Raw genomic sequence first — 21,842 nt, 5'->3', positions numbered from 1 at the left:
GCCTCCTACAGTCCGAGGATCATTTTAGAAATGATGTTCTTCTGGATTTCGTTCGAGCCGCCGAAGATCGACAACTTGCGATTGTTGAAGTACTGGGCCGCTGCACTCGCGGCTTCGTCGGGGCCGACCGGCAAGCCGTCGAAGCCTTCGTGCAGCGCGTCCTCGACGCACGGCTGCGCATAAGCGCCCATTGCGCGCCGCGTCAGCGACGAGATCTCCTGACGGATCTCGGTGCCGCGAATCTTCAGCATCGAACTCTCGGCGCCGGGCGCGCCGCCGCCCGCCACCGCCGCGATCACTCGCAGGTTGGTCGTCTTCATGTTCTCGAGATCGATCTCGACACGCGCCATGCGTGCCGCGAACGCGGGGTTCTCGGCGAGCGGCCGGCCATTGCGCAACTGTTTCGCGGCGATCTTGCGCAGACGGTTGAACGCGGCGACCGAAAAGCCGACGCCCGCGATATTCGTGCGCTCATACGTGAGCAGATATTTCGCGTAGGTCCAGCCCTTGTTCTCTTCGCCGACGAGATTGCCGGCAGGCACGCGCACGTCGGTAAAAAACACTTCGTTGACTTCGTGTTCGCCGTCGAGCGTGATGATCGGCCGCACCTCGACGCCCGGCGTGTTCATGTCGATCAGCAGAAAGCTGATGCCTTCCTGTTTGCGCAGGTGCGTCGCGGTGCGCACGAGGCAGAAGATCATGTTCGCGTAGTGAGCGAGCGTGGTCCACGTCTTCTGCCCATTGACGATGTAGTGCTCGCCCTGTGCGTCCTCGCCGCGCACCGCCGTCGTCCTGACCGACGCAAGATCGGAGCCGGCGCCCGGCTCCGAATACCCCTGGCACCACCAGTCGGAACCATCGAGAATGCGCGGCAGCCAATGGCGTTTCTGTGCTTCGCTGCCGTACTTGATCAGCACCGGTCCGAGCATGTTGACGCCGAAGGGTACGACACGCGGCGCGCCGGCGAGCGCGCATTCGTTGTCGAAGATGAATTTCTGCACCGCGTTCCAGCCCGGGCCGCCGTACTCTTTCGGCCAGTGACTCGCGAGCCAGCCTTGCGCGTTCAGAATCGCGTGCCACTCGGCCATGTCGTCGCGCGTCAGACGCCGGCCGCCGTGCACCTTGTCGGCGAGACGTGGCGGAAGCTTGCCGCGCAGAAAGGCCAGCACGCTGGCGCGAAACGCTTGTTCTTCCGGAGTGAAGTTCAGATCCATCGCCGTCGTTCCGTCAGTGTTGCCGGGGCTCAGGCCGTCGTGTTCAGGCTTGCGAAATCCGCGCCGCGCTCGACCAGGTCGACCAGCAGCGGCGACGGCCGCCAGAACAGCGGGTCTTCCTTCGCGAACTCGCGGATGTCCGCGAGAATCGTCGGCAGGCCGACACTGTCCGCATATTTCATCGGACCGCCGCGGTAGCGTGGAAAGCCGTAGCCGTACAGCAGGGTCACGTCGACGTCGAGCGGGCGCAGCGCGATGCCTTCGTGCACGACGTTCGCGCCTTCGTTGATCATCGCGGCCAGGTAGCGGCGCATGATCTGCTCGTCGGTGAAGCTGCGCGGCGTGATACCCGCGCGCTCGCGCTCGGCGTCGATGATCGCCTCGACTTCAGGATCGGGCATGCCGCCGCGCGATCCTTCGGGGTACAGATAAAAACCGCGACCCGTCTTCTGGCCGAACCAGCCACGCTCGCACAGGCGATCGGCGATCTGCACGTAGCGCGCGTTCGAGTCGCGCGTCGCCGCGCGGCGTTTGCGCGCCGCCCAGCCGATGTCGCCGCCCGCGAGGTCGACCACCTGAAACGGCCCCATCGGGAAGCCGAACGCGCGCACCGCCGCGTCGATCTGGTACGGCGACGCACCGTCCTCCATCACCGCGTCCGCGGTCGCGCGATACGCCGCGAACAGGCGATTGCCGATGAAGCCGTCGCACACCCCCGCGCGCACCGGCGTCTTACGCAGCTTCTTCGCGAGTTCGAACGCGGTCGCGACGACGTCGGCGCTGACCTGCTTCGGCACCACGACTTCGAGCAGCTTCATGATGTTGGCGGGCGAGAAAAAGTGCAGGCCGACCACGTCGGCCGGGCGCGAGATGCTGGCCGCGAGCGCGTCGATGTCGAGATACGAGGTGTTGGTCGCGAGCACCGCGCCGGGCTTGCAGACGCGATCGAGCTCGGCGAATACCACCTGTTTGACGTCGAGATCTTCGAACACCGCTTCGATCACGAGGTCGACGTGAGCAAGCGCATCGTACGTGGTGCTGCCGCGCCAGCGCGCCATGGTCGCGGCTTTGTTCTCCGCGCTAAGGCGGCCTTTGGCGATGAGCCCGTCGTAGACCTTGTCGATGTGCGCGCGGCCGCGCGCGAGCGAGGCCTCGTCGCGCTCGATCATCGTGACCGGCAGTCCCGCGTCGAGTATCGCGACCGCAATGCCCGCGCCCATCGTGCCGCCGCCGACCACGCCGATCGTGTCGAGCGCGCGCGGTTTGGCGCCACGGGTTTCGGGCGCTTTCAGCACTTCGCGCTCGGCAACGAACGCGTGAATCAGGCCGGCGCGCTGCGGACTGTCGAGGCATTGCAGGAACAGCTTGCGTTCGAGTTTCAGGCCCTCGTCGAAGGGCTGTTCGATCGCGGCTTCGACGGCGTCGACGATGTTCAGCGGCGAGAACAGGCCGCGCGCTTTCTGCGCCGTTGCCTCACGCGCTTTCGTTACGGCGGCGAGGCTCGCGGCGCGATCGTTCAATGCGGCGGCGTCGCGGGTGCGGCGCACCGGCGCGTGCGCGGCGAGCAGCTCGCGCGCGTAGGCGAGCCCTTCGGCGAGGATGTCGCCGCTGTCGCCGAGACGGTCGATCAGTCCGAGCGCGAGCGCTTCCTTCGCGCTCGCATATCGGCCAGTCAGCATCAGATCGAGCGCGGCCGGCGCGCCGATCAGGCGCGGCGCGCGTTGCGTGCCGCCGGCACCGGGCAGCAGGCCCAACTGTACTTCGGGCAAGCCGAGCTTCGCGCCATCGACGGCAATCCGGTAATGCGCAGCGAGCGCCACTTCGAGCCCGCCGCCGAGCGCCGCGCCGTGCAGCGCGGCGATCACCGGTTTCGCGCATGCCTCGATGCGGTTGCACACGTCCGGCAGTGAAGGGGGCGCCGGCGGTTTGCCAAACTCGCGAATATCGGCGCCGGCGATGAAGTTGCGCCCCGCGCCGACGATCAGCACGGCTTGCACGGCGCGCTCGGTGTCGGCGGCTTCGATCGCGGCGAGCAGGCCGCGCCGCACGTCGGCGGATAGCGCGTTGACCGGCGCGTGGTCGATCGTGACGAGCAGCACGGCGCCGCGCAATTCGCGCGTGACGACGTCTGCTGAGGGACGAAGAGGCATTAGGGAACTCCGTTGGATGGCGACGACGCGCGCGGGATCGTCCCATTCTGGAGTGGTCAACGTTCATTGACAATGGCATGGCCGATTGACAGACTGTCAAGATTATTTTGACAAAGGCACTGCAATGGACGTCAATACGCTGACGCTGCTCGTCGACATCCTCGACGCCGGCAATCTGAGCGAAGCGGCGCGCCGCCTCAAGATGAGCCGCGCGAACGTCAGCTATCACCTGAACCAGCTCTAGGGTTCCGTCGGGCTGCAATTGGTGCGACGCACCACGCGACGTGTCGAGCCGACCGAGATCGGTCTGCGGCTCTACGAGCACGGCCGCACGATTCGCAACGCGCTGCTTGCCGCGCGCGAGTCGGTGACGACGCTGGGCCAAAGCCTGCAGGGGCGTGTGCGGCTGAGCGTGCCGAGCGGCTATGGCCAGTTCGTGATGTCGGGCTGGCTGATCGCGTTCAAGCGGCAATATCCGGGCATCGTGCTCGATGTGATGTTCGAGAACCGCGTCGAGGATCTGATGCGCGAGGAGATCGACATCGCGGTGCGTGTGATGTCGGAGCCGCCGCAAAACCTCGTCGCACGGGACATGGGGCCGGTCCGGTACGTGGCCTGCGCGTCCCCCGAGTTCGCGCGCACGCACGGCATGCCCGTGACGCTCGACGACCTGCGCACCGCGCCGCTGATTACCGCGGCTGTGATCGGCAAGCAGTTGCGGCTCGCCGCATATCTGCGGGACGAGCGTCATGAAGTCCTGCTCGAACCGACGATTATTTCGGAAAACTTTCTATTTTTGCGCCAGGCGGTGCTGGCCGGTCTCGGCGTCGGACTCGTGCCCGATTACGTGGTACAGGACGATCTGAAGCGCGGCGCCGTGCTGACCGCGCTCGATGCGTGGCGGCTCAGCATCTTCGGCACGCACATGTACATGCTGTACATGCCGAACCGGCATCACACGCGCGCGGCGGCGACATTCATCGACTTCGTGCTGGACCAGGCGCAGGGCTCGGGCAGATGCGGCGCGAACTGAAGTGGCGAATCAGGCGCCGAACCTGCGCGCGATGGCCGTCCTGACCATCGGCACGCCGACGCGCAGCAGCTTGCGCACGCCTTCGTCGCCGCCGACTTTCCCCTCCGCGTTGTCGATCATCGCCTGCATCACACTCGCCGGATAAAACTCGCGAAACGACTCGTTCGCGCCGGTTTGCTCGAACACGTGATGCAGGAACGACCCAACGGGCGGGCCGATGCGCTTGAAGAGCCCCATCTTGACGACACGGTTGTTCCACAGATGCAGCGTGTACGCGTCGGAACAGAGCGCCGCGCACTCGTCGAAATAGCGCGGCAGGAACACCTTGTAGTAAGCGTCGAAATGCACCGGATAGAACAGGCTTTCGGGCAGACCGGCCTTCACGCCGTAGAGGGCGGTCAACAGACGCGGGCCGGTGTCGCCCCACTTCAGCGCCGTGCCTTTCATCGCTTCGACCCGCTTGATCGACTCGTGCAGGCGCGGCTGATCCGGGTCGAGTCTCAATATCGCATTGCAAATGCTGGACGGTGTTTCCCGGCCGATCAGGTCGCCCTTGGCGTTGAGATCGAAATCGCGCAGCAGCAGCATGTCCGTATCGACCCAGATCTCGTCGGTCTTGGTGAACATCACGAAGCGGAAATAGTCGGTGAAATGCTGCATCGACGGCACCCCGCGAATCGGGAAGTCGTTCAGCGAATCGCGCGGCAGTATCGTGGTCGCGTCCTTCGCGACCACGCCGGGCGGCAGCTCGGCGATCGGCGCGTAACTATAAAGCGCGACCTCGCTGCCGTACCGCGTGAACGAATTCAGACAGGCGATTTCGTAGGGGGAAAGTTCTGGGCCGTGCCAGAAAGAGGCGAATCTTGCCTTGCTCATATGTCATCCGAAGAGCGATCATGCGGCGCAACATGCGCGCCGAACCCGTGTACCGATGCTAGACGCGCACGGCACAGGTCATACGTAAAGGGCTGGAATCACAGAAGAGTTGTCGCGAAACGTTGAGCCCGGCGCGGCGGGTCGGCGATTTTTGGCGCAAGTATGTCGTATGTGGCGAATTCGACAGGGCTTGCTGCCGATGAGATGACGGCGACCGGCGAAGCGGACGCCGCCCCGCCCGCGAAAAACCGAGTCTGCTACGATGCCCGGTCCACGATGAAAATCACAGCGGAGATGCGGGATGGGCCCGGACAGTGCCATTCGTTTTGACCAGGAGTTCGCGCCGCGCATTGCCGAGGCGCTCGCCAGGTGCTTCGCGAAGACCGTGCACACCGACGTGTTGCCGCACGGTGCACAGGGCCAGCCCACCCGCGTGCGGATTCATGCGGCCCCGCTCGATGAACTCGGCCATTATCCGCATCCGTTGGATCTCTATCTGACCTGGGATAGCGACGAAATAGAAAGATTGATGAGCGAGCAGGGCGCGACGCGTTTCGCCAGATATCTCGCCGCGCTGCCGCGCAAGCTCAATGCGTGGACCGAGGCGCGCGAACTCGATTTCTCCACGCATACCCAGGGCGAGCCGGTGACGTTGATCGGCGGGCTCGATTTCGAATCCTAAGCGGGCGCTTGCGCGCGCATTTGACCACTGAATCAAGAACGGCCGCTGCGCTCAAGGCGCCAGCAGCCGTTGCTTTCAGGGAGTCGGGTTAGCGCATCGCTCAGCCGCCCAATGCGGGATCGCTCATGCTTTGACTGCCGGTCTCCACGTGACCGGCGAAGCGGCGCGCGAACGCCGGGTCGGTATCGACGGTGACAGTGAGGTCGTACCAGCCGTAGGCGTTGCGCAGATCGAGGTACACGTTGTCGGTGTCGCCGCCGCGCACCGAATGCGTGATCACGTGGTTCGCGTCGTACGCGTTGACGATCGTGAACTGGCAACGCGCGCTGCCGACGTTCTCGAGACGCAGTTGCAGATTGCCGTTCGCGACATCGTAGCCTTCGGCGACGGCCGGTCGTGCGGTGTCCGAACCGTGCCACCAGCTGCGCGCGACCACTTTGCCCGCGAAGCGGCGTAGGAAACCATTCGGGCCGTGCACGCTGAAATCGTAGCTACCATCTGCGTTGACCAGCAACGCGTCCTGCAGATGCTTGCCCGCTTCGACGGTATAGCTGCGCGGCGCGTCGGCGCTGTTCGCCGCATACACGAGGAACACCGCGCCCGCGCGGCCCGTGTTGACGAAGCGCATCGTCAGCTTGCCGTTCGCGCCTTCGTCGACGCGCACGAACAGTTCGTACGGTAATGCGCGCGCCGGGCGCACGCCCGGCTCCTGCTTCGGCACCGTCTGCACCGTCGGCGGTTGCGGCACGTAATCCGGGTGACGATTCTGGTCGGGCGGCACGTAGCCGCTCGTGCTCGGCAGCGACGGCACCGACGCGTTCGGATTCGCGAAGTTGAACGCCGAGCTCAGATCGCCGCACACCGCGCGACGCCACGGCGTGATGTTCGATTCGCCGAGACCGTGCTGCTGGCCGAAGCGTTTTTCGATGAAACGGATCACCGACGTATGGTCGAACACTTCCGAGCACACGTAGCCGCCTTTGGACCACGGCGAGACCACCAGCATCGGCACGCGCGGTCCGAGCCCATACGGCCCGGCGACGTTCTTCGCATCGCCCGCATAGATTTCGTGCGTGATGTCGACAGTGGACAGACCACTCGCGCTCGATGCGGCCGCGAACGGCGCCGCGAGGTGATCGAAGAAGCCGTCGTTTTCGTCGTAGTTGACGAGCAGTACGGTCTTGCTCCACACCTCCGGGTTCGACGTGAGGATCTGCAGCACCTGATCGATGTACCACGCGCCGTAGTTGGTCGGCCAGTTCGGATGCTCGCTGTACGCTTCGGGCGCGACGATCCACGACACCTGCGGCAGCGTGCCGTTTTGCACGTCGCGCTTCAGGATGTCGAAGTAGCCGTCGCCGTGCGCCGCGTTGGTGCCGGTGCGCGCGTTGTCGTACAGCGGGTTGCCCGGCTGCGCGTTGCGGTACTGGTTGAAATAGAGCAGCGAGTTATCGCCGTAATTGCCGATGTACGGGTTCTGCGTCCAGCCCCACGAACCGTTCGCGTCGAGCCCGGTGCCGACGTCCTGATAGATCTTCCACGAGATGCCCGCGTTCTGCAGCACTTCCGGGTAGGTCGACCAGCCGTAGCCGAGCTCCGAATTGTCGATCACCGGACCGCCGCCGCTGCCGTCGTTGCCGACCCAGCCGCTCCACATGTAGTAGCGGTTCGGATCGGTCGGGCCCATCAGCGAGCAGTGGTAGGCGTCGCAAATCGTGAATGCATCGGCGAGCTGATAGTGGAACGGGATGTCGTCGCGCGTCAGGTAAGCCATCGTGGTCGCGCCTTTCGACGGGACCCACTGGTCGTTGCGACCGCCGTTCCATGCCGCGTGCGTGGTGCCCCAGTCGTGCGCCAGATCCTGCAGGAATTGCAGGCCGAGATTCGGTGCGCTGGGACGGAACGGCAGCACGTAGCTGGCGCCGGCGGTGTCGGTGGTGAGCGGCTGATACCACACCGGCTGACCGTTCGCGAGCCTGATCGCGCGCGTGTCGCCGAAGCCGCGCACGCCTTTGAGCGTGCCGAAATAGTGGTCGAACGAGCGGTTCTCCTGCATCAGCACGACGATGTGCTCGACGTCGCGGATCGTGCCGGTCCGGTTGTTGGCCGGAATCGCGAGCGCATTGCGGATGCCCGGCGGCAGCATGCTCAACGCGGTGAAGGAACCGGCGGCTTGCGCGGCCGAGCGCAGAAAATCACGGCGATTGTTGGAGGTCATGGTTGTGGCTTTGATCTTCGGTGGACGAGAACGGCACGGGACAACGAATTGCGATACTGGAACGGCGCAGCTGCGTCGGGCGCGCGAAGCCAGTCTTGCGGCCGCGCGTGGTGCAATTGTCAATCGACGCTATGGATGACGGGGCTGGCCAGCGGCGGCGAGGTGGCGGATATTACCGTGGCGGCTTCGGACGCGGGCGCCGCCGGTGTCTGGACCGTCAGCGTCGGCGGCGCGGAGTCAGGCGGTGGCGGGGCGTTCGATGGGTCGCCGGGGTTAGCGGTGAAATGCCCTGTAGAACCGAGCGTAGTCGTGCTGGCGGGCGGGTCGTCGTTGCTGCATGCGCTCGTCAGCGCGCACAGCGTGATGACGGCCAAGGCGAGCGTCAATCGTTTGCGCCGCGGCGCACGGATCGGCTTCGACACGAAGGGCATGGCACTGTCTCCGGGCGGGGAAGGGATGCCTCGCCATCGATGTGCCGAGGTCAGCGATGCCGCAGCATAATCGCCGATCCGTGTAATTTTTATGAAGTATCGGTAACAGGCAGGGCGCCGCTTATTGGTGCGCGCGCACGAACGCCGCGATCGCGTCGTTGAGCGCGGCAGGCGCGTCGCGATGCGGCGAGTGTCCGCAGGCGTCGAGCTTGACGAGTTGCGCGTGCGGCACATGCGCGGCGATCGTGTCGATCTGCGCCATCGTGCCGTAGTGGTCGTCGTGGCCCTGGATCGCGAGCAGCGGTCGACGGATCGGCGCGAGCGCCCCGACGATCGACCACTGCCTGAACTCAGGATCGAGCCAGACAGCGTTCCAGCCGTAGAACGCGGAATCGACGTCCGCGTGATAGCGGGCGAGCTTCGCGCGTAAATCAGTGGTCTCGTAAAGCTGTTTGGTTTGGGCGATGCTTTGCACCGAGATGTCTTCGACGAAGACGTGCGGCGCTATCACGACCGCGCCTGCGAGCGCATCGGGAAAGAGCGCCGCGTACAGCAGCGCGATGGAACCGCCGTCGCTGTGACCGATCATCCAGATGCGCTGGCGTTGCCGCCGGTCGATAGCGAGCGCGTCGAGCAGGGCGGGGAGGATGTCGCGCGCCTGCGCGGTCATGAAATCGACCGGCCATTTCTCGTCGGGCGCACGCGGTGTCGAGAGTCCGTAGCCGGGACGCGAATAGACGAGCCCGCGCATGCGCAGCCGCTCGCACAAGGTCTGCGGCCAGTCGCGCCACATCGCGATCGAGCCGAGACCTTCGTGCAGGAATACCGCGATCGGCGAATCGTCCTGCTGCGCATTCGCCTGCTGATTGACCCAGCGGTATTCGATGCGCAGCGGCCCACGCGATGCGGCGGCGGGTAATTCGGCAAAGCTGCTGGCGGCGCTCGCGCAGCCAGCGGCAGCCTCGATAGCGCGGTTCTGCATCAATGCATCACCTGTGACTGTTCGCGCAGCTTGAAGCGTTGAATCTTGCCGGTGGCGGTTTTCGGCAGATCGTCGGCGAACACGATATCGCGCGGGTACTTGTGCGGCGCGAGCCGTTCCTTGACGAAGGCCTTCAGTTCGTCCGCGAGCAGCTCGGATGGCGCAAAGTCGCGTTTGAGCACGACGAACGCGCGCGTTTTCACGAGCCCGCCATGATCGACGCCGACCACCGCGGCCTCGAGCACCGCGGGATGCGCGACCAGCACCATCTCGACCTCGACCGGCGACACGTACTGGCCGCTCACCTTCAGCATGTCGTCGCTGCGGCCGGCGTACACGTAGTAGCCGTTCGCGAGACGCCGATACTTGTCGCCGCTTCTGATCCATTCGCCGAGAAAGGTCGCGCGCGTTTTCTCGCGATTGCTCCAGTACATCAGCGCCGCACTCGGCCCCTTGATGAACAGATCGCCGACTTCACCATCGGGCACCGGTCGCCCCGCTTCATCGCGCAACTCGACTTCATAGCCCGGCACAGGGCGTCCTGTCGTGCCGTATTCGACTTCGCCCGCGCGATTCGACAGGAAGATGTGCAGCATTTCCGTCGAGCCGATGCCGTCGAGAATCTCGGCGCCGAAGTGAGCGGTGAAGCGCTCGCCGACGTCGCGCGGCAATGCCTCGCCCGCCGACGCGCACACGCGGATCGCGACGTCGGCGCGCGCGGGCAGATTGGGCGAGACCAGCATGTTCGCGTACAAGGTCGGCACCCCGTAGAACACGGTCGGACGATGCTGGACGAGGCGCGCGAAAATCGCCTCGGCGGTCGGGCGCTCGGCCATCAGGATCGCGGTCGCGCCGACCGACAGCGGAAACGTCAGCGCGTTGCCGAGCCCATACGCAAAGAACAGCTTCGCGGCCGAAAACACCACGTCGCGCTCGACGATGCCGAGCACCGGCTTCGCATACAGCTCAGCAGTCCAGTACAGATTCGCGTGCGTGTGGACGGTGCCTTTCGGCTTGCCGGTCGAGCCCGACGAATAGAGCCAGAACGCAATGTCGTCCGCGTTGCTCGCACAGCCCTTGGCCGCGGGCGTCGCGGCGTCGAGCAGCGTTTCGAAGCGAGGCGCGGCAAGCGGCGCCTCGGCGCAGGTGAGCGGCTGCGAGACGATCAGTTGGCAGCTGTCGTCGGCGATGCTGCTCAGCGCTTGCGTCACGTTAGGCAGTAATACTTCCGAGACGATCACCGCGCGCGCATGACTGTGCGCCAGCATGTACGCATAGTCGCCGGCGCTCAGCAAGGTGTTCGCGACGACCGGCACGATGCCCGCATACAGTGCGCCGAGAAACGCGACGGGCAGCGATACGGTGTCGAGCATCACGAGCAGCACGCGCTCCTCGGGATGCACGCCAAGCGCGCGCAGGGCGCTGGAGCAGCGCCGCGCGCGTTCTTCGAGCTCGCCGTAGGTCATCGCGCCGTGGTCGTCGATATAGGCGAGCTTGCTCGCGCGCGCTTCGTTCAACTGGAACAGATGCGTCGCGAAGTTGAACAGCGGCGGCGGGGGCGCGACCGGCTCAGGCGCGCGTGTTTCCAGCAGGGCTTCCATATGTCTCCTCCATCGGTGGCGCGGTCCGGCTGTTGTTTGCTCGTGATCCGCTCGATGCTTGCCGCTCGCTCGTCACGCACGCGTGAATTCGATCGCCCCTTGCGGTAGCAGATACAGCACCAGCGCCCGGCCGTTCGCGACCGTCGGACGATGCGCGGAGCCGGGGCCGTACACGCACCAGCCTGCCGGATGGCCGTCGAACGTCGCTCCTTCGGTAAGCGGCATGATCAGATCGATCTCGCCGTGCGGATGCAGGTGGTGCGGACCGGCAATGTCCTGCATGTCGACGACGTCGACGGAAAAGCCCTGCGTGTCGGGCAGTGCGTTGAAGATGCGGCCGTAGCGGATCCCGCCGGCTTCGCGGTTGCACAGCCAGCCTTCGGCGACACCGCTGCGGCATGCGTTGGCGAGTTCGCCGAAGGCGGGGCTGCCGGCGGGCCAAGTGTCGTTTAGCCAGGCCGCCAACGAATCGTCGAGCGGCCGCCCGGCGAGTTGCCCAGTGACGCCTCCGATCAGGCGCTGGAATTCCTGTGGGGACATGCGAGCCTCCGCTACAGCGACGCAACGCTGTGTTTGTGATTCGGTCAGCTTTTGCGGAAAATTAAACCGTTCACCTGATGCATGTCAAGCACTATAGTACATGTATCGACGTCACGAGGTTGCAAAAAATGAATCAAAAGTACCCACCTGCACCGTTGGACGAAACCGACGACGCGCTCCGCGCCGAACGTACCGAACGTGCGGGTGAACGCGCCGCCGAGCGTGAAGAGCGCGATCCGTTCCTGACCGCGATGGGCGAGCGCGTGCGTCTGCTGCGCGCACGCCGCGGCATGACGCGCAAGACGTTGGCGGCCGAAACCGGTTTGTCGGAGCGGCATCTGGCGAACCTCGAATCGGGCGTCGGCAATGCGTCGGTGCTGGTGCTGCGCCAGCTCGCGGCGACGTTGAACTGCTCGCTCGCCGAGGTGCTCGGCGACGAAACCACCGCGTCCGCCGAATGGCTGCTCATCCGTGAGCTGCTGCACGGCCGCGACCAGGCGGCGCTGCAGCGTGCGCGCATCGCGCTCGCGGAGATGTTCGCGCAGGCGCCGCGCGACCCGCATCGTAAGGACCGCATCGCGCTGATCGGCCTGCGCGGCGCGGGCAAATCGACGCTCGGACGCATGCTCGCGCAGGAGCGCAAGGTGCCGTTCATCGAGCTCACACGCGTGATCGAACAGCTCGCGGGCTGTCCGCCGTCGGAGATCCATGCGCTGTATGGCGCGAGTGCTTATCGACGCTACGAGCATCGCGCGCTCGAGGCGGTGGTCGACGAGCATCCGCACGCGGTGATCGCGTCGCCTGGAGGGCTCGTGTCGGAATCGGGCACCTTCAACGTGCTGCTGTCGCACTGCTTCACCGTGTGGTTGCAGGCGACGCCCGACGAGCATATGCGCCGCGTGGTCGCGCAAGGTGATCTGCGGCCGATGTCCGGCAACCGCGAAGCGATGGACGACCTGAAGCGCATCCTCGCCGGCCGCGCCGAGCTGTACGGGCGCGCGGACATGACGTTCGACACCAGCGAGAAGACGCTCGCCGACGCCTATCTGCAGCTGCGCGACCGTCTCGCCGCGCGTCTCGCGGCGGAAGCGCCCGACGAAGCGCGCGTGAACTGACCCGGCATAGGGGCCAGGGTTTCCCCGAAAAACTGCACTAAAATGCTTTACTCGGATATGGTGATGCACTATTGTTCAAAAAAACAGACTGTATCGTCCAATCAGGAGACGCCCCATGTCCACAGCACCTACCGCCGTTGCTCAGGCCGCGCCGGTCGACTACCGCACCGATCCGTCGCAGTACCAGCACTGGACGCTGAGCTTCGACGGTCCGGTCGCGACGCTCGGCATCGACATCGCCGAGGACGGGGGCATTCGCGACGGCTACAAGCTGAAGCTCAATTCGTATGACCTCGGCGTCGACATCGAGCTGCACGACGCGCTCCAGCGCATTCGCTTCGAGCATCCCGAAGTTCGTACGGTGGTGGTGACGAGCCTGAAGGACCGCGTGTTCTGCTCGGGCGCGAATATTTTCATGCTGGGGTTGTCGTCGCACGCGTGGAAGGTCAACTTCTGCAAGTTCACGAACGAAACTCGCAACGGGCTCGAAGATTCGTCGCGCCATTCGGGCCTAAAGTTTCTAGCAGCGGTCAACGGTGCATGCGCGGGCGGCGGTTACGAACTCGCGCTCGCCTGCGACGAAATCTATCTGATCGACGATCGCTCCTCTTCCGTGTCGCTGCCGGAGGTGCCGCTGCTCGGCGTGCTGCCGGGCACGGGCGGTCTCACGCGGGTGACCGATAAACGCAAGGTGCGCCACGATCGCGCGGACATTTTTTGCACGGTGGTCGAGGGCGTGCGCGGCGAACGCGCGAAGGCCTGGCGTCTGGTCGACGAAGTCGTGAAGCCGAACCGGTTCGAGCAGGCCATTCAGGCGCGTGCGCTCGAGCTCGCCGCGCACAGCGATCGTCCGGCCGATGCGCCGGGCGTCGCGCTGACGCGCATCGAACGCACCGATCGCGAAGACGGCATCGGCTATCAAACGGTCGACGTCGCGATCGATCGCGCGAAACGGGTGGCGACCTTCACCGCGCGCGCGCCGCACACCGCGCAACCGAGCGAGCTCGCCGCGATCGTCGCGGCCGGCGCGAACTGGTGGCCGCTGCAATTCGCGCGCGAACTCGACGACGCGATCCTGACGATGCGCACCAACGCGCTCGACATTGGCACCTGGGTGTTCAAGACCGAAGGCGACGCGCGTGACCTGCTGGCGATCGACGCGACGCTGCTGCAGCACAAGGATCACTGGTTCGTGCGCGAAACGATCGGCATGCTGCGCCGCACGCTGGCGCGCATCGACGTGTCGTCGCGTTCCATCTTTGCACTGATCGAACCGGGCTCGTGCTTTGCCGGCACCTTCGCCGAACTCGCCTTCGCCGCCGATCGCACCTACATGGCCGCGCTGCCCGACAACGAGGATGAGGAGCCGGCGATCACGCTGTCGGAAGTCAACTTCGGTCTGTATCCGATGGTGACGCATCAATCGCGGCTCGCGCGGCGCTTCTACGAAGAAGCCGAGCCGCTCGGCGCGGCGCGCGCGCTGATCGGCCAGCCGGTCAAGGCAGTCGACGCCGAGCGTCTCGGTCTCGTCACCGCCGCGCCGGACGACATCGACTGGGCCGACGAAATCCGCATCGCGCTCGAGGAGCGCGCGGCGATGTCGCCCGACGCATTGACAGGCCTCGAAGCGAATCTGCGCTTCAACGGGCCGGAAACGATGGAGACGCGCATTTTCGGCCGTCTCACCGCCTGGCAGAACTGGATCTTCAACCGGCCGAACGCAGTGGGCGAGAAGGGTGCGCTCAAGGTGTACGGCAAGGGCAGCAAGGCGCAATTCGATGTGTCGCGCGTGTGATAGGCGCCTCTCGTCACTGCAGCTTCCGAGCAGGGAACAGACCTAGGAAACCCACCATGTCCTCGATCAACTACAGCGAAAAGATTCCGAACAACGTCAACCTCGCCGACGACCGCGCGCTGCAGCGCGCGCTCGAGCAATGGCAGCCGAACTTTCTGTCGTGGTGGGGCGAGATGGGCCCGGAAGGATCGCATGGCTACGACGTCTATCTGCGCACCGCGGTCAGCGTCGACGCGGGCGGCTGGGCCCACTTCGATTACGTGAAAATGCCGGCGTACCGCTGGGGCATTTTCCTCACGCCGGGCGAGCAGGATCGCAAGATCCACTTCGGTGAGCACAAGGGCGAAACCGCGTGGCACGATGTGCCCGGCGAGCATCGCGCGAATCTGCGCCGGATCATCGTCACGCAGGGCGATACGGAGCCGGCTTCGGTCGAGCAGCAGCGTCACCTCGGCTTGACCGCGCCGTCGCTATACGATCTGCGCAACCTGTTTCAGGTGAACGTCGAGGAAGGCCGTCATCTATGGGCGATGGTGTATCTGCTGCATCGCTATTTCGGCCGCGACGGTCGTGAAGAGGCCGAAGCCTTGCTCGGCCGTCGCTCGGGCGACGAAGACAATCCGCGCATTCTCGGCGCGTTCAACGAGCAAACGCCGGACTGGCTCGCGTTTTACATGTTCACCTACTTCACCGACCGCGACGGCAAGTTCCAGTTGTCGGCGCTCGCGGAGTCCGGCTTCGATCCGCTCGCGCGCACGACAAAGTTCATGCTGACCGAGGAAGCGCATCACATGTTCGTCGGCGAATCGGGTGTGTCGCGCGTGATTCAGCGCACCGCGCAGGTGATGAACGAGCTCGGCACCGACGATGTCGCGAAGCTCCGCGCGGCCGGCGTGATCGATCTGCCGACCATCCAGCGCTATCTGAACTTCCATTACTCGGTCACGATCGACCTGTTCGGCGCCGATCATTCGTCGAATGCGGCGACGTTCTATAGCTCGGGTCTGAAGGGCCGCTACGAGGAAGGCAAGCGCGACGACGATCATCGCCTGAACGAGCATGGCTACCGGCTGCTCGACGTGCAGGACGGCAGGCTCGTCGAGCGCGAGGTGCCGATGCTCAACGCGATGAACGAAGTGTTGCGCGACGATTACATCAAGGACTCGATCGCGGGCGTCGGCCGCTGGAACAAGGTGCTCGAGAAGGCCGGCATCGACTTTCGCATGACGGTGCCGCACAAGGCGTTCAACCGGCAGATCGGCACGTTCGCAGGCACGCGGGTGTCGCCCGACGGCCGCGTGCTCAGCGAAGCCGAATGGGCCGCGAACGAAGCGACGTGGCTCGCGACGCCGCAAGACCGCGCGTTCGTCGCGTCGCTGATGGGCCGCGTCGCCGAGCCGGGCAAGTTCGCGAACTGGATCGCGCCGCCCGCGATGGGCGTGAACCGTCAGCCGGTCGATTTCGAATACGTGCGCTTCAACTGAAGCAGGCGACGCGGGCAAGCGCGCCGCGCGCGCCGTATTACCAGGTGGAGGAAGTCATGAACGGCCCAGTATCGGTCGACGTTCTGCGGCAGCATCTGATCGATCCGGAGATCTGCATTCGCTGCAATACCTGCGAAGAGACTTGTCCGATCGACGCAATCACGCACGACGGCAACAACTACGTCGTGAAGGCCGAAGTCTGCAACGGCTGCATGGCCTGCGTGCCGCCGTGCCCGACCGGCGCGATCGACAACTGGCGCACGGTGCTGAAGGCCGACGCCTATGCGATCGACGAGCAGTTCACGTGGGACGTGCTGCCGGAACAGAACACGATGGCGGTACCGGCTGACGAAGCGACGGCCGCTTGCGCGTCCGGCGACAGTTCCGCGGCGGCGGACGGCATCGAAGTGGACATCGTGCGCGGCGCGGTCGTGCCGCCGTGGTCGGCCGCCAAGCCGTACGTGAATCTCTACACGCACAAGGCGCCGACCACCGCGACGGTGGTCGGCAATTACCGGCTCACCGACGGCGCGACGTCGAGCGACATCCATCACATCGTGCTCGATTTCGGCTCGACGCCGTTTCCGGTGCTCGAAGGCCAGTCGATCGGCATTCTGCCTCCGGGCGCTGCCGCCGACGGCCGCGTGCATCACGCGCGCCAGTATTCGGTGGCCAGTCCGCGCGACGGCGAGCGGCCTGGCTATAACAACGTATCGCTGACGGTCAAGCGCGTGTCGCAGCGGCACGGCGATGCGATCGACGGCGTCTGCTCCAACTATCTGTGCGATCTGAAGAAGGGCGACGTGGTCAACGTGATCGGCCCGTTCGGCAGCACCTTCCTGATGCCCAATCATCCGAACTCGCATCTGCTGATGATCTGCACGGGCACCGGTTCCGCGCCGATGCGCGCGATGACGGAGTACCGTCGGCGCAAGCGCCTGAAAGGCGCGACCGGCAAGCTGATGCTGTTCTTCGGCGCGCGCACCCAGCAGGAGCTGCCGTACTTTGGACCGCTGACCAATCTGCCGAAGGATTTCATCGACACGACGCTGGCGTTTTCGCGCACGCCGGGGCAGGCCAAGCGTTATGTGCAGGACGCGATGCGCGAACGCGGCTCGGACGTCGCGAATCTGCTGAAGGACGACAACACCTATATCTACGTGTGCGGCCTCAAAGGCATGGAGGACGGTGTGCTGCAGGCGCTCCAGGACATCGGCGAGCAGCATCAGCTGGATTGGGAAGCGTTGTGGACGAAGCTCAAGCGCGAAGGGCGGCTGCATCTGGAGACATACTGAGCGGCGCGCCGGCGCGCCCACACGGAGCGCTTTGAAAATCGCGGGCGGTTTGCTACAGTCGGCCCTCGCAGCCACTCAGCCGGAGCCGTCCGATGAAGCCGATTCGTTCACTCGCGATGATCGCGCTGTTGCAGGCCGCACTCGCGCATCCGGCGAGTGCCGACGATCTCGCGAAGATCAAGGCATCGGGCGTGTTCCGGATCGGCACCGAAGGCACTTACGCACCGTTCACCTATCACGACGACGCGGGCAAGCTGACCGGCTTCGACGTCGAACTTGCCAGTGCGATCGCGCAGCGTCTCGGCGTCAAGCCGCAATTCATCGAAGGCAAATGGGAAGGACTGATCGCCGGTCTCGACGTCAATCGCTACGACGCGGTGATCAACGAAGTCGCGATCACCGACGAGCGCAAGCTCAAATACGATTACTCGGACCCGTACATCACGTCGCGTGCGGTGCTGATCGTCGCGTCGGACAACACGACGATCAGATCTTTCGATGACCTGAAGGGCCGGAAGTCGGCCAATACGCTAACCAGCAACGTCGGCCGGATCGCGGCGGCGCACGGCGCGCAGGTGATTCCGGCGCTGGGCTTCGACGAATCGATCGATCTGCTGGTCGCGGGCCGAGTCGACGCGACCGTCAACGATTCATTGTCGTTTCTCGACTACAAGAAGCGCCAGCCCGACGCGAGGATCAAGGTCGTCGCGGTCGACACGTCGCCTGACAGCAGCGACAAGTCCGCCGTGCTGATCCGCAAGGGCAACCCGAAGCTGCGGGTGGCGATCGACGACGCGCTCGCCGGCATGAGAAAAGACGGCACATATCAGCGGATTTCGCTGAAGTACTTCGGCCGGGACGTGTTTCATTGAAACCCGGCCGACGCTGCGGCCGATCAATCGACATTAAAAAACAAGGGGCGTCGAGACGCCCCTTGTTTGTTGCTGTCAGCCCGGCTAACCCGCGGCGCGCCGCAGGTTCAACGCGGCAGACCGCGGCCTCACACCGTCGCGTCGCTCAGCGCGGCGTCGAAAAAGCGCTGCTGGGCGTCCGCGTTCACGCGTGCATAGGCGCGGTTGACACCGCTGATCACCGCGCGAATCGACGCGGTGATCAGGTTCGCATCGACACCGACGCCGAACGCGCTGCCGGCCACATCGGCGCCGGCCATTTCGGCGATCGCGATCGCGCGCGCATCGGCGCCCTGCGTGAGCGCGCGTTCCTCGTAGTGCTGAATGCGCACCGGCACGTCGAAGGCGTGCATCAGCGCATCGAGCGGGCCGTTGCCGGCGCCCGTCAGCACGCGCGGCGTGCCGTTGATTTCGACATTGAGCTTGATGTGCTCGCGGCCGTCCGCCTCGGACAGGCTGTGGCTGATATAGCGGACCGGTGCCGCCGTGCGCACGTATTCCTGCTGGAACAGTTCCCAGATCTGCACGGGCGTGACTTCCTGGCCGCTCTCGTCGGTGCAACGTTGCACCGACGAGCTGAAATCGACCTGCAAACGGCGCGGCAACACGACGCCGTAGCTCTGCTCGAGCAGGTACGCGATACCGCCCTTGCCCGACTGGCTGTTCACGCGAATCACCGAGTCGTAGGTGCGGCCGAGGTCGCTCGGATCGATCGGCATGTACGGCACTTCCCAGATCGCGTCCGGCTTCTGCACGGCGAAGCCTTTCTTGATTGCGTCCTGGTGTGAGCCCGAGAACGCGGTGAAGACGAGATCGCCGACATACGGATGACGCGGATGCACCGGCAACTGCGTGCATTCCTCGGCCGTGCGCGCGACTTCGTTGATGTTCGAGAAATCGAGCTCGGGATCGACGCCCTGCGTGTACAGATTCAATGCGAGCGTGACGATGTCGACGTTGCCGGTGCGCTCGCCGTTGCCGAACAAACAACCTTCGACGCGATCGGCGCCCGCCATCACCGCGAGCTCAGCGGCGGCGACGGCCGTGCCGCGGTCGTTATGCGGGTGGACGGAGACGATCAGCGAATCGCGCCGCGCAAGATTGCGGTGCATCCATTCGATCTGGTCCGCGTAGACGTTCGGCGTGGCCATTTCGACGGTGGCCGGCAGATTGACGATCGCCTTGTGCTCGGGCGTCGGTTGCCAGATGTCGAACACCGCGTCGCAAACTTCCTTCGCGAATTCGAGCTCGGTGCCGCTGAACACTTCGGGGCTGTATTGCAGCGTGAAGTGCGTTTGCGGCTGTGCGTCGGCGAGGCGCTTCATCGTGCGCGCGGCCTTCTGCGCGAGTTCGATCACGCCGCTCTTTTCGAGGCCGAACACGATCTTGCGGAATTCCGGCGCGGTCGCGTTGTACAGATGGACGATCGCGCGGGGGGCGCCGCGCAACGATTCGAAAGTACGCTCGATCAGATCGTCGCGCGCCTGCGTGAGCACTTCGATCGTCACGTCGTCGGGAATGTGGCCGCCCTCGATCAGCTCGCGCACGAAGTTGAAATCGGTCTGCGATGCCGATGGAAACGCGACTTCGATTTCCTTGAAGCCGATGTGTACCAGCGTCTTGAACATGCGCATCTTGCGCTCGGCGTTCATCGGCTCGAACAGCGCCTGGTTGCCGTCGCGCAGGTCGGTGCTCATCCAGATCGGCGCGCGCGTGATGGTGCGCGACGGCCACTGGCGATCGGCCAAATCGATCGGTTTGAACGAACGGTACTTGGTAGCAGGGTTTTTCAACATTTTCATCATCCGAGGGAGGAACCGTGGAACGGGTGTCGACCGGACGACGAAAACGCGATGCTGGGCCGCCGGTCGGAAACCGGGGCTGGGTCAGTTACTGGGGATTCAAGCGATGCTTCGGTGTATCAGAGAGAAGCGGACGCGCGCAGCAGCAGACCTAGCCCGGTAGAGCGGGCTAGTAGTAGCGATAGGGTGGTCTGGGCGCGGTACATAGTGCGCAATGGGACCATATTATTGAGAGTGCGTCAAGGGCCGAGTCAGCGCGGGCTGCGGCATGCCCGGTTGCAGACGCGGGCATGCGGCCGCAATGGCTGACGTCACGAGGCGTCGTCGATTCACCGAGCAGAACCGAAGATGAAAAGGGTAGCGAAGTTTCTTCGACGCCCGGCCAGTGCTTCGACCGGCCCCCGCATTGCTCACCCGCCGAACAAAAGCCGTAGCGTATCGTTGTTCACGATCACCGATACGCCTATCGCGAGCAGGATCGGCGGCAGCAGCGCCGAGCCGTACCGCCGGACCGGCGCGCCGAGCAACGGATGATCGACGAGCCATGCCGCGCCCGCGCACCACAGTCCGATCATGACGATGAACACGAGCGAAACCAGCGCGTTCCCGGCGGGCGTATGACTCGCGTACAGCGGCACGTAGACCGCGAGGTTGTCCGAGCCGTTGGCGATTGCAACGCTCGCGACGGTCCAGCTCGATGAGCCGCGAATGGATGGCGGAACGTTCGTTTGACTGTCCTCGCTAGCCTCGCTGGCGTTGCGCTGTGCATGGCCGGGACCGAAGCGCTGCCATCCCTTGTGGAAGCCGACCACGATCGGCAGCAAGCCGAGCAGGCCCACATAACCGGCCGGCAGGTGAGTAAGCAAGGCCGCGAGCACGAGCGCGGCGGCAACGAGGATCAGAGATCCCGCGTACTGTCCCGCCACCACGTGGCGCCGCTGGGCGCCCGCTTCGGTCATAAAGCCGAGCAGCACGAACAGATTGTCGATATTGGTCGCGGCGTAGGCGACGATCGCGAGCAGGACGAGGCTAAGCATGGAAAAGCCGGGGTCGTTACTGGGGGAAGCGTTGCTTGGAATTTGCCGCGCCACGTGGCCTAACCGGCGGCCGGCTGCGCCATCGACGGCGCGGCGGCCAACACGATGCCGATGCGCCGCGTGCAGGTCAAGCGGCAGGGAGCCGCGGAGCCGCGCGGCGAGGGCGTGAGCTACAATGACCGACGCCTAAAACAACGGAACATCGATGAAGATCCGCATCCTCTCAATCGCCTGTATCGCGAGCGCAGCGGCGCTGCTGGCGGCCTGCACGATGGCCACGCGGAACTCGAGCGCATGCGAGCAATTGATGCGCAGCAAGCTGGCGGAGGCGCCGTCGGCGATGTCGTCCGATACGCTGCGGGTCACGCATCGCGGGGCCGCGATTCGCGGCTCGCGCGTCGTGGTGGAGGGATCGATCGAGCATCTGGTCAGCGCATCCGAGGTGGCGGCTTCCGCGACGCTCGCGGCTTCCGCGCCGCTCGCGGCGTCGGCGTCGGACGTCAAGGTGGCCGCGAAGCCGGCCGAGCCGAACAAGCTCAGCACACCCGCCGCCGCCGAATGTACGTTCCACGGCGAAGAGCTGGACGTTTTCCGCTGGCTCGCGCCGGCGAAGCTCGCCACGCCGGTCCCGCAACCGGCTAGCGCGGCCGGCTGAGTTCGCGATCGCCACGCGCGC

Annotated in this window: 17 protein-coding genes and 1 pseudogene; 9 read left to right on the top strand and 9 right to left on the bottom strand. The window is 65.0% G+C overall.

Annotated features, from left to right (window positions below):
* Positions 1-5 precede the first annotated feature (5 nt).
* Positions 6-1,214, bottom strand: a complete 1,209-nt coding sequence (locus tag BJG93_RS10400; protein WP_027198209.1) for an acyl-CoA dehydrogenase family protein — start codon at positions 1,212-1,214, stop codon at positions 6-8.
* A 29-nt stretch (positions 1,215-1,243) separates the two neighbouring features.
* Positions 1,244-3,364 (bottom strand): 3-hydroxyacyl-CoA dehydrogenase NAD-binding domain-containing protein, encoded by a 2,121-nt coding sequence (locus BJG93_RS10395; RefSeq protein WP_027198208.1) that lies wholly within the window; start codon positions 3,362-3,364, stop codon positions 1,244-1,246.
* A 124-nt stretch (positions 3,365-3,488) separates the two neighbouring features.
* Here BJG93_RS10395 and BJG93_RS10390 point away from each other — a divergent pair.
* A pseudogene (locus tag BJG93_RS10390) lies at positions 3,489-4,397 on the top strand (LysR substrate-binding domain-containing protein).
* Between the two features lie 9 nt (positions 4,398-4,406).
* On the opposite strand, the gene BJG93_RS10385 reads toward BJG93_RS10390, so the two are convergent.
* Entirely contained in the window at positions 4,407-5,273 is an 867-nt protein-coding gene (locus BJG93_RS10385) for a hypothetical protein (RefSeq protein ID WP_027198207.1), read from the bottom strand.
* Between the two features lie 301 nt (positions 5,274-5,574).
* Here BJG93_RS10385 and BJG93_RS10380 point away from each other — a divergent pair, with 301 nt between their 5' ends.
* The gene (locus BJG93_RS10380; protein ID WP_027198206.1) at positions 5,575-5,955 is read left to right on the top strand and encodes a DUF5594 family protein; all 381 of its coding nucleotides are present in this window, start codon (positions 5,575-5,577) and stop codon (positions 5,953-5,955) included.
* Between the two features lie 100 nt (positions 5,956-6,055).
* On the opposite strand, the gene BJG93_RS10375 is transcribed toward BJG93_RS10380, so the two are convergent.
* A complete protein-coding gene (locus tag BJG93_RS10375) occupies positions 6,056-8,173 on the bottom strand; it encodes a phosphocholine-specific phospholipase C (protein ID WP_027198205.1) in 2,118 nt (705 codons plus the stop codon).
* A gap of 135 nt (positions 8,174-8,308) precedes the next feature.
* Between BJG93_RS10375 and BJG93_RS10370 the strand changes: the two genes are divergently transcribed.
* A complete protein-coding gene (locus tag BJG93_RS10370; RefSeq protein WP_027198204.1) occupies positions 8,309-8,674 on the top strand; it encodes a hypothetical protein in 366 nt (121 codons plus the stop codon).
* A 51-nt stretch (positions 8,675-8,725) separates the two neighbouring features.
* On the opposite strand, the gene BJG93_RS10365 is transcribed toward BJG93_RS10370, so the two are convergent.
* The 3 genes from BJG93_RS10365 to BJG93_RS10355 all read right to left on the bottom strand — a co-directional run bounded on the left by BJG93_RS10365 (position 8,726) and on the right by BJG93_RS10355 (position 11,727).
* Positions 8,726-9,586 (bottom strand): alpha/beta fold hydrolase, encoded by an 861-nt coding sequence (locus tag BJG93_RS10365; protein ID WP_027198203.1) that lies wholly within the window; start codon positions 9,584-9,586, stop codon positions 8,726-8,728.
* Entirely contained in the window at positions 9,586-11,187 is a 1,602-nt protein-coding gene (locus BJG93_RS10360) for a benzoate-CoA ligase family protein (protein WP_027198202.1), read from the bottom strand. The genes BJG93_RS10365 and BJG93_RS10360 overlap by 1 nt, the downstream gene beginning before the upstream one ends.
* A gap of 72 nt (positions 11,188-11,259) precedes the next feature.
* A complete protein-coding gene (locus BJG93_RS10355; protein ID WP_027198201.1) occupies positions 11,260-11,727 on the bottom strand; it encodes a DUF4863 family protein in 468 nt (155 codons plus the stop codon).
* A gap of 128 nt (positions 11,728-11,855) precedes the next feature.
* Here BJG93_RS10355 and BJG93_RS10350 point away from each other — a divergent pair, with 128 nt between their 5' ends.
* From BJG93_RS10350 to BJG93_RS10330, 5 genes are all read left to right on the top strand, one after another.
* The gene (locus BJG93_RS10350) at positions 11,856-12,842 is read left to right on the top strand and encodes a helix-turn-helix transcriptional regulator (RefSeq protein WP_027198200.1); all 987 of its coding nucleotides are present in this window, start codon (positions 11,856-11,858) and stop codon (positions 12,840-12,842) included.
* A 115-nt stretch (positions 12,843-12,957) separates the two neighbouring features.
* On the top strand, positions 12,958-14,637 hold the full coding sequence (gene boxC, locus BJG93_RS10345; protein WP_027198199.1) for a 2,3-epoxybenzoyl-CoA dihydrolase: 1,680 nt from the start codon (positions 12,958-12,960) through the stop codon (positions 14,635-14,637).
* A gap of 56 nt (positions 14,638-14,693) precedes the next feature.
* Complete coding sequence (gene boxB, locus BJG93_RS10340; protein ID WP_027198198.1) at positions 14,694-16,121, top strand: benzoyl-CoA 2,3-epoxidase subunit BoxB; 1,428 nt, start codon at positions 14,694-14,696, stop codon at positions 16,119-16,121.
* Between the two features lie 56 nt (positions 16,122-16,177).
* Positions 16,178-17,416: a benzoyl-CoA 2,3-epoxidase subunit BoxA gene (gene boxA, locus BJG93_RS10335; RefSeq protein ID WP_027198197.1), complete on the top strand. Its 1,239-nt coding sequence runs from the start codon at positions 16,178-16,180 to the stop codon at positions 17,414-17,416.
* A 92-nt stretch (positions 17,417-17,508) separates the two neighbouring features.
* Positions 17,509-18,288: an amino acid ABC transporter substrate-binding protein gene (locus BJG93_RS10330; RefSeq protein ID WP_027198196.1), complete on the top strand. Its 780-nt coding sequence runs from the start codon at positions 17,509-17,511 to the stop codon at positions 18,286-18,288.
* A 128-nt stretch (positions 18,289-18,416) separates the two neighbouring features.
* Here the strand turns inward: BJG93_RS10330 and leuA are convergent, their stop codons facing one another.
* Together leuA and BJG93_RS10320 are read right to left on the bottom strand one after the other, a co-directional pair.
* Positions 18,417-20,123, bottom strand: a complete 1,707-nt coding sequence (gene leuA, locus BJG93_RS10325) for a 2-isopropylmalate synthase (RefSeq protein WP_027198195.1) — start codon at positions 20,121-20,123, stop codon at positions 18,417-18,419.
* Between the two features lie 416 nt (positions 20,124-20,539).
* A complete protein-coding gene (locus BJG93_RS10320; RefSeq protein ID WP_027198194.1) occupies positions 20,540-21,166 on the bottom strand; it encodes a cadmium resistance transporter in 627 nt (208 codons plus the stop codon).
* Between the two features lie 205 nt (positions 21,167-21,371).
* Here BJG93_RS10320 and BJG93_RS10315 point away from each other — a divergent pair, with 205 nt between their 5' ends.
* A complete protein-coding gene (locus tag BJG93_RS10315) occupies positions 21,372-21,821 on the top strand; it encodes a hypothetical protein (protein WP_027198193.1) in 450 nt (149 codons plus the stop codon).
* Positions 21,822-21,842: the final 21 nt, after the last annotated feature.

Source organism: Paraburkholderia sprentiae WSM5005 (assembly GCF_001865575.2).
GTDB lineage: Bacteria > Pseudomonadota > Gammaproteobacteria > Burkholderiales > Burkholderiaceae > Paraburkholderia > Paraburkholderia sprentiae.
Note: the sequence above shows the minus strand (reverse complement) of the source record. Positions and strands in the feature narration are given on the sequence as shown.